Origin of the sequence: Streptomyces sp. Y7, from assembly GCF_043195415.1 — a bacterium.
GTDB lineage: Bacteria > Actinomycetota > Actinomycetes > Streptomycetales > Streptomycetaceae > Streptomyces.
Window position 1 is genome coordinate 42,587 of the sequence record NZ_JBIDDQ010000035.1, and the last position, 13,113, is coordinate 55,699.

The 13,113-nt window shown below is 68.7% G+C and carries 11 protein-coding genes; 7 read left to right on the top strand and 4 right to left on the bottom strand.

The genetic code is table 11. The features are described 5' to 3' along the window. Nucleotides 1–150: 150 nt before the first annotated feature. The 4 genes from desA to ACGFW6_RS41305 are packed head-to-tail and all read left to right on the top strand — an operon-like array spanning nucleotide 151 to nucleotide 5,147. Complete coding sequence (desA, locus tag ACGFW6_RS41290) at nucleotides 151–1,593, top strand: lysine decarboxylase DesA (RefSeq protein ID WP_393521865.1); 1,443 nt, start codon at nucleotides 151–153, stop codon at nucleotides 1,591–1,593. Then, nucleotides 1,577–2,854 (top strand): lysine N(6)-hydroxylase/L-ornithine N(5)-oxygenase family protein, encoded by a 1,278-nt coding sequence (locus tag ACGFW6_RS41295; RefSeq protein ID WP_393521867.1) that lies wholly within the window; start codon nucleotides 1,577–1,579, stop codon nucleotides 2,852–2,854. The genes desA and ACGFW6_RS41295 overlap by 17 nt, the downstream gene beginning before the upstream one ends. Continuing rightward, nucleotides 2,851–3,381 (top strand): GNAT family N-acetyltransferase, encoded by a 531-nt coding sequence (locus tag ACGFW6_RS41300; RefSeq protein WP_393521869.1) that lies wholly within the window; start codon nucleotides 2,851–2,853, stop codon nucleotides 3,379–3,381. Before ACGFW6_RS41295 ends, ACGFW6_RS41300 begins: the two co-directional genes overlap by 4 nt. Then, nucleotides 3,378–5,147: an IucA/IucC family protein gene (locus ACGFW6_RS41305; protein ID WP_393521871.1), complete on the top strand. Its 1,770-nt coding sequence runs from the start codon at nucleotides 3,378–3,380 to the stop codon at nucleotides 5,145–5,147. Before ACGFW6_RS41300 ends, ACGFW6_RS41305 begins: the two co-directional genes overlap by 4 nt. 134 nt (nucleotides 5,148–5,281) lie before the next feature. On the opposite strand, the gene ACGFW6_RS41310 is transcribed toward ACGFW6_RS41305, so the two are convergent. Next, entirely contained in the window at nucleotides 5,282–6,865 is a 1,584-nt protein-coding gene (locus ACGFW6_RS41310; RefSeq protein ID WP_393521872.1) for a beta-N-acetylhexosaminidase, read from the bottom strand. A gap of 95 nt (nucleotides 6,866–6,960) precedes the next feature. Here ACGFW6_RS41310 and ACGFW6_RS41315 point away from each other — a divergent pair, with 95 nt between their 5' ends. Next, complete coding sequence (locus tag ACGFW6_RS41315) at nucleotides 6,961–7,842, top strand: DUF4429 domain-containing protein (RefSeq protein WP_393521874.1); 882 nt, start codon at nucleotides 6,961–6,963, stop codon at nucleotides 7,840–7,842. Nucleotides 7,843–7,856: 14 nt separating this feature from the next. Here the strand turns inward: ACGFW6_RS41315 and ACGFW6_RS41320 are convergent, their stop codons facing one another. Continuing rightward, nucleotides 7,857–9,419 (bottom strand): purple acid phosphatase family protein, encoded by a 1,563-nt coding sequence (locus tag ACGFW6_RS41320; RefSeq protein WP_393521875.1) that lies wholly within the window; start codon nucleotides 9,417–9,419, stop codon nucleotides 7,857–7,859. 175 nt (nucleotides 9,420–9,594) lie between these two features. Between ACGFW6_RS41320 and ACGFW6_RS41325 the strand changes: the two genes are divergently transcribed. Both ACGFW6_RS41325 and glmS read left to right on the top strand, forming a co-directional pair. Next, nucleotides 9,595–9,852 (top strand): hypothetical protein, encoded by a 258-nt coding sequence (locus ACGFW6_RS41325; RefSeq protein WP_030944376.1) that lies wholly within the window; start codon nucleotides 9,595–9,597, stop codon nucleotides 9,850–9,852. Nucleotides 9,853–9,866: 14 nt separating this feature from the next. Next, nucleotides 9,867–11,684, top strand: a complete 1,818-nt coding sequence (gene glmS / locus ACGFW6_RS41330; RefSeq protein ID WP_393521877.1) for a glutamine--fructose-6-phosphate transaminase (isomerizing) — start codon at nucleotides 9,867–9,869, stop codon at nucleotides 11,682–11,684. Between the two features lie 155 nt (nucleotides 11,685–11,839). Here the strand turns inward: glmS and ACGFW6_RS41335 are convergent, their stop codons facing one another. Both ACGFW6_RS41335 and ACGFW6_RS41340 read right to left on the bottom strand, forming a co-directional pair. After that, on the bottom strand, nucleotides 11,840–12,406 hold the full coding sequence (locus tag ACGFW6_RS41335) for a GPR1/FUN34/YaaH family transporter (RefSeq protein ID WP_393521879.1): 567 nt from the start codon (nucleotides 12,404–12,406) through the stop codon (nucleotides 11,840–11,842). Between the two features lie 150 nt (nucleotides 12,407–12,556). Further along, a complete protein-coding gene (locus ACGFW6_RS41340) occupies nucleotides 12,557–13,084 on the bottom strand; it encodes a universal stress protein (protein ID WP_030944387.1) in 528 nt (175 codons plus the stop codon). Between the last annotated feature and the right edge of the window lie 29 nt (nucleotides 13,085–13,113).

The following is a 13,113-nucleotide window of genomic DNA, read 5'->3' on the forward strand; positions in this document are numbered from 1 at the left end:
GCACTCGGGCGCCTACTGCGACGTAAGTGATCGTAGTCACCCTCACGGGCGCCTTGATCCAAAGGAACTTAGGTTAGGCTAACCTAAGTTGTACGGCATCCCCGCACGGCACCCGCACTTCACGGCCCGTCCCCACCGGAGGACCTCCCCATGCGCTCGCACCTGCTCAATGACACGACCGCGGAGCGGTACCGCAGCTCCGTGACCGAAGGTATAGAGCGGGTGGCAGCCAAACTCGCCGCCACCGACCGTCCGTTCACCGGTGTCACCGTCGACGCCCTCGCCCCGACCATCGACGCGATCGACCTCGACAAGCCGCTGCTCGACACCGCCGCGGTACTCGACGAGCTGGAGGACGTCTACCTCCGGGACGCGATCTACTTCCACCACCCCCGCTACCTCGCCCACCTCAACTGCCCGGTCGTCATCCCGGCCGTGCTCGGCGAGGCGATCCTCTCCGCCGTCAACTCCTCCCTGGACACCTGGGACCAGTCGGCCGGCGGCACCCTCATCGAGCGCAAGCTCATCGACTGGACGACGGCTCGCATAGGGCTGGGCGAGAACGCCGACGGTGTCTTCACCTCGGGCGGCACGCAGTCCAACCTCCAGGCGCTGCTGCTGGCGCGTGAGGAGGCCAAGTCCGACTCGTTCGCGAAACTGCGTGTCTTCGCCTCCGAGGTCAGCCACTTCAGCGTGAAGAAGTCCGCGAAACTGCTCGGCCTGAGCCAGGACGCCGTCGTGTCGATCCCCGTCGACCACGACAAGCGGATGCAGACCGTCGCGCTCGCCCATGAGCTGGAGCGCTGCAGGAAGGACGGCCTGGTCCCGATGGCGGTCGTCGCCACCGCCGGCACCACCGACTTCGGCTCCATCGACCCGCTGCCCGAGATCGCCGAGCTGTGCGAGCAGTTCGACACCTGGATGCACGTCGACGCCGCCTACGGCTGCGGTCTGCTCGCCTCCGTGAAGCACCGGGGCCGCATCGACGGCATCGAGCGCGCCGACTCGGTCACCGTGGACTACCACAAGTCCTTCTTCCAGCCGGTGAGTTCGTCGGCCGTGCTGGTCCGGGACGCCTCGACGCTGCGCCACGCGACCTACCACGCCGAGTACCTCAACCCCAAGCGCATGGTCACCGAGCGCATCCCCAACCAGGTCGACAAGTCCCTGCAGACCACCCGCCGGTTCGACGCCCTGAAGCTGTGGATGACGCTGCGCACGATGGGCGCCGACGGCATCGGGCAGCTCTTCGACGAGGTCTGCGACCTGGCCGTGGAGGGCTGGAAGCTGCTGGCCGCCGACCCGCGCTACGACGTCGTCGTGGAGCCCACGCTCTCCACCCTCGTCTTCCGCTACATCCCGGCCGCGGTCACCGATCCGGCCGAGATCGACCGCGCCAACCTGTACGCCCGCAAGGCCCTGTTCGCCTCCGGCGACGCGGTGGTCGCGGGCACGAAGGTCCAGGGCCGCCACTACCTGAAGTTCACCCTGCTCAACCCCGAGACGACGACCGAAGACATCGCCGCCGTCCTCGACCTGATCGCCGGCCACGCCGAGCAGTACCTGGGAGAGTCCCTTGACCGCGCGTCCTGAAAACCCGACCAGAACCCATGACTTCGTGGGGATCGGGCTCGGCCCGTTCAACCTCGGCCTCGCCTGCCTGACCGAGCCGATCGACGAGCTCGACGGCGTCTTCCTGGAGTCCAAGCCCGACTTCGAGTGGCACGCCGGCATGTTCCTGGACGGCGCCCACCTCCAGACCCCGTTCATGTCGGACCTGGTCACCCTGGCCGACCCGACCTCGCCGTACTCCTTCCTGGCCTATCTGAAGGAGAAGGGCCGGCTGTACTCGTTCTACATCCGCGAGAACTTCTACCCGCTGCGGGTCGAGTACGACGACTACTGCCGCTGGGCCGCGAACAAGCTGAGCAGCATCCGCTTCAACACCACGGTCACGGAGGTGACGTACGAGAACGAGGTCTACGTCGTCCGGACGGCCGCCGGTGACACCTACCGCGCCCGTCACCTCGTCCTCGGCACGGGCACCCCGCCCTACATACCCGAGTCCTGCCGGGAGCTCGGCGGCGACTTCCTGCACAACTCCCGCTACCTCCAGCACAAGGCGGAGCTCCAGAAGAAGGAGTCGATCACCCTGGTCGGCTCCGGGCAGTCCGCGGCCGAGATCTACTACGACCTGCTCAGCGAGATCGACGTCCACGGCTACCGGCTGAACTGGGTCACCCGCTCCCCGCGCTTCTTCCCGCTGGAGTACACCAAGCTCACGCTGGAGATGACGTCCCCGGAGTACGTCGACTACTTCCGCGAGCTCCCCGAGGCCACCCGCTACCGGCTCACCGCCGAGCAGAAGGGCCTGTTCAAGGGCATCGACGGCGACCTGATCAACGAGATCTTCGACCTGCTCTACCAGAAGAACCTCGGCGGCCCCGTGCCCACGCGGCTGCTCACCAACTCCGCGCTGAACGGCGCGCGGTACGAGAACGGCACGTACACCCTGTCCTTCCGCCAGGAGGAGCAGGGCAAGGAGTTCGAGCTCGACTCGCAGGGCCTGGTGCTGGCCACCGGCTACAAGTACGCCGAGCCGGAGTTCCTGACGCCGGTCAAGGACCGCCTGGTCTACGACTCGCAGGGCAACTTCGACGTCGCCCGCAACTACGCCGTCGACGTCACCGGGCGCGGTGTCTTCCTCCAGAACGCCGGCGTCCACACGCACAGCATCACCAGCCCCGACCTGGGCATGGGCCCGTACCGGAACGCGTACATCATCCGCGAGCTGCTCGGCACCGAGTACTACCCGGTCGAGAAGACGATCGCGTTCCAGGAGTTCTCCGTATGACGTTCACATTCCGCACCCTCGACCCCCTCCGGGACGCCGAGCTGCTGCACGGCTGGGTCACCCACCCCAAGGCGGCCTTCTGGATGATGCAGGACGCGACTCTGGTGGACGTCGAGCGCGCCTACATGGAGATCGCGGCGGACGAGCACCACCACGCGGCGCTCGGACTCCGGGACGGCGAACCGGCCTTCCTGATGGAGTACTACGACCCCGCTCACCGCGAACTGGTCGGCCTCTACGAGCCGCAGCCGGGCGACATCGGCATGCACTTCCTGACGCCGCCCACCGACAGGCCCGTCCGCGGGTTCACCCGGTCCGTCATCACCGCCGTGATGGCGCACCTCTTCGAGGACCCCGCGGTGCGGCGTGTCGTCGTCGAGCCGGACGTGGACAACAAGGCCGTGCACGCCCTGAACGAAGCCGTCGGGTTCGTACCCGAACGGGAAATCCAGAAGCCGGAAAAGATGGCGCTGCTGAGCTTCTGCACACGTGAGCAGTTCTTGGCGGCCCGAGGAGCAGCCGTATGACCCTGTCCGACGCCGTAGCGCATCTGTCCCCCCACCGCTGGGCGCGGGCCAACCGCCTCCTGATCCGCAAGGCCCTCGCCGAGTTCGCGCACGAGCGGCTGATCACCCCCGAGAAAGACGGTGACCGGTACGTCGTCCGCAGCGACGACGGCCTGACCCGGTACACCTTCACCGCGGTGCTCCGCGCGCTCGACCACTGGCAGGTCGACGCCGACTCGATCACGCGGCACCGGGACGGGGCCGAACTCCCGCTCGCCGCCCTGGACTTCTTCATCGAACTGCAGAAGTCCCTCGGCCTGAGCGACGAGGTCCTGCCGGTCTACCTGGAGGAGATCTCCTCCACCCTCTCCGGCACCTGCTACAAGCTCACCAAGCCGCAGGTCCCGGTCGCCGAGCTGGCCGGGTCCGGCTTCCAGGCCATCGAGACCGGCATGACCGAGGGCCACCCCTGCTTCGTCGCCAACAACGGACGGCTCGGCTTCGGCATCCACGAGTACCTCTCGTACGCCCCCGAGACCGCGAGCCCCGTCCGGCTGGTGTGGCTCGCGGCCCACCGGTCGCGCGCCGCGTTCACGGCCGGCGTCGGCATCGACTACGAGTCGTTCGTCCGTGACGAGCTGGGCGCGGAGACCGTCGAGCGGTTCCACGGCGTCCTGCGCGAGCAGGACCTCGACCCGGCCGACTACCTCCTCATCCCCGTCCACCCCTGGCAGTGGTGGAACAAGCTCACGGTGACCTTCGCCGCCGAGGTGGCCCGTAAGCACCTCGTCTGCCTGGGCGAGGGCGACGACGAGTACCTGGCCCAGCAGTCCATCCGGACCTTCTTCAACGCCTCCAGCCCCGAGAAGCACTACGTGAAGACGGCGCTGTCCGTCATCAACATGGGCTTCATGCGGGGTCTGTCGGCGGCCTACATGGAGGCCACGCCCGCCATCAACGACTGGCTGGCCCAGCTCATCGAGAACGACCCGGTGCTGCGCGAGACCGGCCTGTCGATCATCCGCGAGCGTGCCGCCGTCGGCTACCGGCACCTGGAGTACGAGGCGGCGACGGACCGCTACTCGCCGTACCGCAAGATGCTGGCGGCGCTGTGGCGCGAGAGCCCGGTGTCGGCCCTGCGTGAGGGCGAGTCGCTGGCCACCATGGCCTCCCTCGTCCACGTCGACCACGAGGGCGCCTCCTTCGCGGGCGCGCTGATCGAGCAGTCGGGCCTGACGCCGACGGAGTGGCTGCGCCGCTACCTCAAGGCGTACTTCACCCCGCTGCTGCACAGCTTCTACGCCTACGACCTGGTGTACATGCCGCACGGCGAGAACGTCATCCTCGTCCTGAAGGACGGCGCCGTCGAGCGCGCGATCTACAAGGACATCGCCGAGGAGATCGCCGTCATGGACCCGGACGCGGTACTGCCGCCGACGGTCGAGCGGCTGCGTGTGGACGTGCCGGAGGACAAGAAGCTGCTGTCCATCTTCACGGACGTCTTCGACTGCTTCTTCCGCTTCCTCGCCGCGAACCTCGCGACGGAGGGGATCCTGGAGGAGGACGACTTCTGGCGCACGGTCGCCGAGGTCACCCGGGACTACCAGCACTCGATGCCCGAACTCGCCGACAAGTTCCAGCAGTACGACATGTTCGCGCCCGAGTTCGCGCTGTCCTGCCTCAACCGCCTCCAGCTGCGGAACAACAAGCAGATGGTGGACCTGGCGGACCCGGCCGGCGCCCTCCAGCTCGTCGGCAACCTGAGGAACCCCATAGCGGGGCTCTGACACAGACAGGCGTGCACCCCCGGAGTACGGTCCTCCGGGGGTGCACGTCTATACGTCCAGGGCGTGCGCGCCCTTTCTTGGGGGCGCGGGGAACTGCGCGACCAGCCCCCACCGGCCGGCAGCCGAAAACACCCCTACGCGGCGGGCCAGGGCACCTGCGGCGACCTGTAGAAGTCGATCCCCAGCGCCTCCCACCGCGGCCCCTGCGCGGCAAGCCGCACCTTGTAGGCATCCCAGTCATGCGTGGAAGCCGGCGACCACCCCAGCTCGGCCACCCCTGCCAGCCTCGGGAACGCCATGTACTCGATGTCGTCCGACTTGGTGAGCGTCTCCGACCACATCGGTGCCTCCACGCCCCGGATCGCCGAAGCCGGCGCCCCCGGCAGGTAGTTGCCCGGATCCCAGTCGTACGCCCGCTTCACCTCGACCAGCCCGGCCCAGTCCAGCCCCAGGGGCGTGTCCGCCGTGTACTTCATGTCGAGGTAGATCCGGTCGGCCGGAGACAGAATGATCCCGGTCCCGTTCTGCGCGGCCCTGGCGACCTGCGCCTTCTCCTCGGCACTCGTACCGTCCAGCCCCCAGTACTGCGCGAGCGCGCCCTTCGCGGGCGTCGCTCCCGTCAGCTGATGCCAGCCGATCACGGTCTTGCCGTACTTGGCGACGAGCGGCTGCACGCGGTCCATGAACGTCACATAGTCCTCGTGGCTGGTGGAGTGTGCCTCGTCGCCGCCGATGTGCAGGTACCTGCCCGGCGTCAGCGCGGCCAGCTCCCGGATCACGTCGTCGACGAAGTCGTACGTGATCTCCTTGCTGACGCACAGCGAGCTGAAGCCGACCTCGGTGCCGGTGTAGAGCGGCGGCGCGACGCCGTCGCAGTTCAGCTCGGCGTACGAGGAGAGGGCCGCGTTGGTGTGGCCCGGCATGTCGATCTCGGGGACGACCTCCAGGTAGCGGGAGCCGGCGTAGCGGACGATCTCCTTGTAGTCGGCCTTGGTGTAGTACCCGCCGGGGCCGCCGCCGACCTGGGTCGAGCCGCCGTGGGCCGCAAGGCGCGGCCAGGAGTCGATGGCGATGCGCCAGCCCTGGTCGTCGCTGAGGTGCAGATGCAGCTTGTTGATCTTGTAGAGGGCGAGCTGGTCGATGTACCTCTTGACCTGCTCGACGGTGAAGAAGTGCCGGGAGACGTCCAGCATCGCGCCGCGCCAGCCGTAGCGCGGACTGTCGGCCACGGAGCCGCCCGCGACCAGCCAGGGGCCGGACTGGACCGAGTCCTTCTCGGCGGCGGCCGGGAGGAGCTGGCGCAGGGTCTGGACACCGTGGAAGAGCCCGGCGGGGGCTGCCGCGGTGATGGTGACGCCCTCGCGGCCGCTGTCGAGGCGGTAGCCCTCGGACCCGAACGGGCCCTTGGCCAGGCGGAGTCGGATGCCACCGGGGCCCTGGTCGGTGACCGGCAGGCGGTAGCCGGTGGAGGGGCGCAGGATGCCCGCGAGGTACTCACCGACGCGGCGGCTCTCGCGGGAGTCGTCCACGCGTATTCGGGTGCCGCTGGTGATCCGGTAGGGGGTTTTGCCCGAGGTGACCGACGCGGGGGCGGGGACCACGCGGTCGAGCGGGGTGGGGGGTGCCGCCTGGGCGGGAGCGGCTGCCGTCACCGAGGTGCCCATCGCGACGAGCAGCAGGGAACCGAGAAGGCGGAGCGTTCTGTGGTGCTGTCTCACGCGGCGATCTCTCACAGACGTGTCCCTTCCATGAGCCATTGCGCTCCAAGAGGTCTGGACCACTCTCTCGTGAGACTGGTGGAACAATCCACCCCATGGCGGAAATCATCCAGAAGGACGGCACGTGGGTCTTCGACGGCGACGCACTGCGGCTGACTCCCGGACGGGACAAGAACGTCAGCCTGTTCCGCAAGACGCTGGGTGAACTGGTGCTCCCGCTGGGGGCGTTGGCGGGGGTCTCCTTCGAGCAGGGCAAGAAGGCCGGACGGCTCCGGCTGCGCCTGCGCGACGGCGCCGACCCGCTGCTGCACGCCACGGGCGGCCGGCTGACCGAGCCCAACGACCCGTACCAGCTGATCGTGGAGTCCGACCGGTACGGCGTCGCGGAGTACTTCGTGGACGAGGTACGCAACGGCCTGCTGCTGGACGAGGTGCCCGCCGACCCGGTGGACGCCTACCTGCTGCCGGGGCCCTCGGTCCCGCTGTCCGTCTCCGCCGGCGACGCCACCGCCGGCTTCGACGGGGAGCGGGTCCGTCTGGAGTGGAACTGGAAGACGGAGGACGCCAAGGCCGCCGCCGGCGCCCGCTCCCTCGCGCTGGCCGACATCGCGGCCGTGGAGTGGCATCCGGCGGCGGGCCTGGAGAACGGCCACCTCCGCTTCACCGTCCGGAACGCGCCCACCAAGGCCCCGCCCAAGTACGACCCCAACGCCGTGGAGCTGTGGGGCTTCAAGAAGGACCCGCTGATGGCCCTGGTCGCGGCGGCGGTCCAGGCCCGCCTGCCGCATCCGGCCAGGGCCACCGCGGACGTGCCGCAGGCGCGTGCGGAGCTGCCCGCTCCCCCGGCCGCGTCCGCGGAGGACGACCACGACGCGCTCCTGCGCCGCCTGCGTGAACTCGGGGAGCTCCATCGCACCGGCGTCCTGACGGACGAGGAGTTCACGATGGCCAAGCAGGCGGTGCTGAAGCGGATGTAGCGGGCGCGGCGGACCTACTTGGCCTTGCGGGCCACCGTGAAGTGGTCGATGCGGTCACCGGTCTCCGCGATGCCCTGCACCTTCAGGGTGGCGTAGCGGCCGCGCGGCGCGGGGTTCACGTCGACACGCAGGAACGAGTAGTTCAGGTAGCGCACGCGCGACCAGGTGACCGTCTCGTTCTTCTTGCCGTCCTTGAGGTTGACGAAGGAGGCCACGGAGTCGACCTCGTTCTCGTGCCCCTCGTAGGAGTCGGGGGCGGAGAATGCGTACAGGCTGCGGCCGGCCGCGCCCGCCGTGACGTAGACGACGCCCTCGCTCTCGGGATAGGCCGTGCCGCCGATCTCCAGCTTCTTGGTGACCTTGTCGCCCTTGATCACGTCGGTGCGCTCGTACTGGTGGTTGTGGCCGTTGATGACGAGGTCCACCTGGTACTTCTCGAACAGCGGCACCCACTCCTGGCGCACGCCCCCCTCCGAGGCGTGCGCGGTGGAGGTGCAGTACGCGCAGTGGTGGAAGAACACGATGACGAAGTCGATGTCGTGGGCGGCCCGGAACTTCCTGAGCTGCGCCTCGAACCACTTGGTCTGGGTGCCCCCGGAGATGCCCAGGTTGGCGGGGATCTCGTACGACACGTCGTTGGGGTCGAGGGAGATGACCGCGGTGTTGCCGTAGACGAAGGAGTACACGCCCGGCAGGTTCTTGCGGTCCGGCCCGTTGTCGGGGAGCGTGAAGCGGGCCTCCTCGCCGCCGTAGCCGTTGGGCGAGTACCAGGCCTCCATGTCGTGGTTGCCGTAACTCACCATCCACGGCACGGACTTGGCCACCGACTCGGTCTGGTACAGGAACTGGTCCCAGGTGCGCGAGTAGAAGCCGGTGTCGGATGCCTTGCCCTGGCCGGCCGGGTCGCCGTACGCGATGTCGCCGGCGTGCAGATGGAAGCTCGGGTTCTGGCCGAGGATCAGGCTGTCGTTGGCCAGCGCGTGGTAGCTGACGCCCTGGTCGCCGAAGGCGGTGAAGGTGAACGGCTCCTTGTGCGAGGGCGCGGTGGTGAAGGTGCCGAGGGTGCCCAGCAGGTGCGGCTCGGCCGGGTCGAAGCCCTGGTGGCCGACGCCGTAGTAATACGTCCGGCCGGGGCGCAGATGGGTCAGCCGGGCGTGGACGTAGTACTGGGTGTGGTCGGCGCTCGCGCCGACTCCGGCCGGGGTGTAGAGGGTGCGGACCTCGGCCTCGATCTTGCGGGAGAGGTCCCAGGGGTGGGCGCCGATCCGGACGAACGGCTTCTTCACGGCGACCGGCACCTGCCACGAGACGGTCATCTCGGTGCGGGCGTCGTTGCCGAAGGCGAGGTGGCGGCCGAAGGGGGCGACGACCGCGCCGTCGACGGTCTCGGTCTGCGTGAGCGGCTGGGTCCTGGTGGCCGCCTGAGCGGTGGCGCCGGGCACGAACGTGCCGCCCGCGACGGCACCGAGCGTGACGGCGCCGCCTCTGATCATCGTGCGCCGCGAGAACGTGGCGCGCAGGTACTCGTGCTGTTCGGCCATGCTCATGCGCTCGGCCAGCTGCTGGGGTACACCCATGCGGGGAATGTCCATGGCGACACAAGCTGGTCTGTGCACACATCCCCCCGCGGAACAACCGCCCAACGAACACCCATGGGCGTTCCATAACTCTCCCAAAGCCCCCTGACACCCTCTTGCCCGGAATCGGGCAGGATTCTTGCGAAGCGGTCTCCGATACCCCAGGATCTACCGAGTGCACGACGACCTTGTTGATCATCTGACCCGCAGCACGCCCCTCAGCCGGGGCGAGGCGCTGCGGGTGATCCAGGACGTGCTCGCCTACTTCGACGAGACGACCGAGGAGTTCGTCCGTCGCCGCCACCGCGAGCTCCAGGCCCAGGGCCTGGTGAACGCGACGATCTTCGAACGGATCGAGGCGGACCTGAAATACCGGACGGTGGCACCGCCGGAGCTCACGCTCCGCCAGCTGCGCCGGATCGTCTACGGCTAGGGATACCTATATATATGTGCGGAATCGTCGGATACATCGGGAAGCGTGACGTGGCCCCCCTCCTGCTGGAGGGCCTCCAGCGCCTGGAGTACCGCGGCTACGACTCGGCCGGTGTGGTCGTCTCCTCCCCGAAGGCGCCCGCCCTGAAGATGGTCAAGGCCAAGGGCCGGGTCCGTGACCTGGAGGCCAAGGTCCCGGCGCGCTTCAAGGGCACCACCGGTATCGCCCACACCCGCTGGGCCACCCACGGCGCCCCCTCCGACGTGAACGCCCACCCGCACCTGGACGCCGAGGGCAAGGTCGCCGTCGTCCACAACGGCATCATCGACAACGCCTCCGACCTGCGCCGCAAGCTGGAGGCCGACGGCGTCGAGTTCCTCTCGGAGACCGACACCGAGGTCCTCGTCCACCTCATCTCCCGCTCGCAGGCGGAGAAGCTGGAGGACAAGGTCCGCGAGACGCTGCGCCTGATCGAGGGCACGTACGGCATCGCGGTGCTGCACGCCGACTTCCCGGACCGCATCGTCGTCGCCCGCAACGGCTCCCCGGTCGTCCTCGGCATCGGCGAGAAGGAGATGTTCGTCGCCTCGGACATCGCCGCGCTGGTCACCCACACCCGGCAGATAGTGACCCTCGACGACGGCGAGATGGCCACCCTCAAGGCCGACGACTTCCGCACCTACACGACGGAGGGCACGCGCACGACCGCCGAGCCCACCACCGTCGAGTGGGAGGCCGCCTCCTACGACATGGGCGGCCACGACACCTACATGCACAAGGAGATCCACGAGCAGGCCGACGCCGTGGACCGCGTGCTGCGCGGCCGCATCGACGACCGCTTCTCCACCGTGCACCTCGGCGGCCTGAACCTGGACGCCCGCGAGGCCCGGCAGATCCGCCGCGTGAAGATCCTCGGCTGCGGCACCTCGTACCACGCGGGCATGATCGGCGCCCAGATGATCGAGGAGCTGGCCCGCATCCCCGCGGACGCCGAGCCGGCCTCCGAGTTCCGCTACCGCAACGCGGTCGTGGACCCCGACACGCTCTACATCGCCGTCTCCCAGTCCGGTGAGACCTACGACGTCCTGGCGGCCGTCCAGGAGCTGAAGCGCAAGGGCGCCCGGGTCCTCGGCGTCGTGAACGTCGTCGGTTCCGCCATCGCCCGCGAGGCCGACGGGGGCATCTACGTCCACGCCGGCCCCGAGGTCTGCGTGGTCTCCACGAAGTGCTTCACCAACACCACGGTGGCCTTCGCCCTGCTCGCCCTGCACCTGGGCCGCACCCGCGACCTCTCCGTCCGCGACGGCAAGCGGATCATCGAGGGCCTGCGCAAGCTGCCCGCCCAGATCGCGGAGATGCTGGAGCAGGAGGAGGAGATCAAGAAGCTGGCCCAGGAGTACGCCGAGGCCCGCTCGATGCTCTTCATCGGCCGCGTCCGGGGCTACCCGGTCGCCCGCGAGGCCTCCCTGAAGCTCAAGGAGGTCTCCTACATCCACGCCGAGGCCTACCCCGCCTCCGAGCTCAAGCACGGCCCGCTGGCCCTGATCGAGCCGGCCCTCCCCACGGTCGCGATCGTCCCCGACGACGACCTGCTGGAGAAGAACCGCGCCGCCATGGAGGAGATCAAGGCCCGCAGCGGCAAGATCCTCGCGGTGGCCCACCAGCACCAGGAGAAGGCCGACCAGACGATCGTCGTCCCGAAGAACGAGGACGAACTCGACCCGATCCTGATGGGCATTCCCCTCCAACTCCTCGCCTACCACACGGCCCTGGCCCTGGGCCGGGACATCGACAAGCCGAGGAACCTCGCCAAGTCGGTGACGGTCGAATAGAGGCCTTTGGCCTTTAGGGGCGCGGGGAACTGCGCGAGCAACCACCCACGACCCGCAGAGGCCGACGAACGACACGGACCCCCACGTGATGCCACCATTCACGGGGGGTCCGTTTTCGATTGCCGGGGAGCCGCCCAACTCCCCGGCCTGCGCAGCTAACCGGCGGCCGTCACCCCCCGGCCCGCAGCGCGTCGAGGAAGTGCGGTCGGCCAGTGGGCCAGAGCGGCGGTCGCGGCGTACCAGGCCACGGCACCGGCGGCGACGGCGAACCAGCCGCCCACCTTGGTGAGCCCGTCGTTGTCGGCGAAGCTCGCGATGGCCATGAGGAGCAGACCGACGAAGAACAGCCCGTACGCGCCCTGACCGAGCTGGTCGCCACCGGCGAGTGTGAGGGACAGCGCCACGAGGGCGAAGAGCAGCAGGAAGAGCCCCGCGGCATTGGCGGACACCTGGTTGTCGGCGGCGACGGCCCAGGTGAACCAGAGCGCCCCGAGGGCCACGAACGCGGTGCCGTTCGCGGCGTCACGATCCCGGAGGGCCATCAGCCCGGCGACGAAGAGGGCAATGCCGCCCACGTACTGGGCGATTGATACGGCGTCAGCGGCCGACACGCCGTCGATCACATCGGCGTACCCGAGGCCGAAGGCCAACAGGGTGATTCCGAGGGCGAGTCGGCCGACCACGCTGGTGATTCCGCTTCCCGCAGAGACGTCGTTGTCCACGGCGGGCTCCCTTCATGCATGTGCAGTTGTGCGGTGTGCGATATATGCCCTTCACAAGGGCACAAACACCTCTACGCGTGAGTAGGTTCACGCTTCGCACAAAGGAGCCCGACGTCCCGAACGGCTCATCTCACCTGGGACAACGACGAGTTACGGAATGACAACGACGGGACGCTTGGCCCGCTTGGCGAGCCGGCCCGCGACGGACCCGAAGATCCGCCCGACGATGCCCTGTGTGGAGCCGACGACGATCGCGTCCGCCTCGTACTCCCGCCCGACCTCTTCGAGTTCGTGGCAGATGTCGCCGCCGCGCTCGACCAGGATCCACGGCACCTCGGCGAGGTAGTCCGCGCACGCGAGTTCGAGGCCGAGCACCTCGGTGCGGTGATCCGGTACGTCGACAAAGACCGGTGGCTCGCAGCCCGCCCACACCGTGGTGGGCAGCCGGTTGGCGACATGGACGATGATCAGGCCCGACCCGGAGCGATGGGCCATGCCGATGGCGTACGCGAGGGCGCGCTCGCTGGAGGTGGAGCCGTCGAAGCCGACGACGACGCCGTGCTTGAAGGCTGGATCGCAGGAGTGGCGTGGCTCTTCCGCCGCCAGGGGCTCGGCCGCCGTGGGGTCGGCGACGGGCCGCTTGCGGTCCGCTGGTTCGAAGAATTCGTGACCGGCCATGGCTGTCTCGGCGTATTGATCCTTATATG

Bases quoted from the DNA above. Each gene is read 5' to 3' on its own strand.
- ACGFW6_RS41315 (WP_393521874.1), top strand. From the start codon at position 6,961: ATGGCGGAAATCATCCAGAAGGACGGCACGTGGGTCTTCGACGGCGAC.
- ACGFW6_RS41300 (WP_393521869.1), top strand. From the start codon at position 2,851: ATGACGTTCACATTCCGCACCCTCGACCCCCTCCGGGACGCCGAGCTG.
- desA (WP_393521865.1), top strand. From the start codon at position 151: ATGCGCTCGCACCTGCTCAATGACACGACCGCGGAGCGGTACCGCAGC.
- ACGFW6_RS41320 (WP_393521875.1), bottom strand. From the start codon at position 9,419: ATGGGTGTACCCCAGCAGCTGGCCGAGCGCATGAGCATGGCCGAACAG.
- ACGFW6_RS41305 (WP_393521871.1), top strand. From the start codon at position 3,378: ATGACCCTGTCCGACGCCGTAGCGCATCTGTCCCCCCACCGCTGGGCG.
- glmS (WP_393521877.1), top strand. From the start codon at position 9,867: ATGTGCGGAATCGTCGGATACATCGGGAAGCGTGACGTGGCCCCCCTC.
- ACGFW6_RS41340 (WP_030944387.1), bottom strand. From the start codon at position 13,084: ATGGCCGGTCACGAATTCTTCGAACCAGCGGACCGCAAGCGGCCCGTC.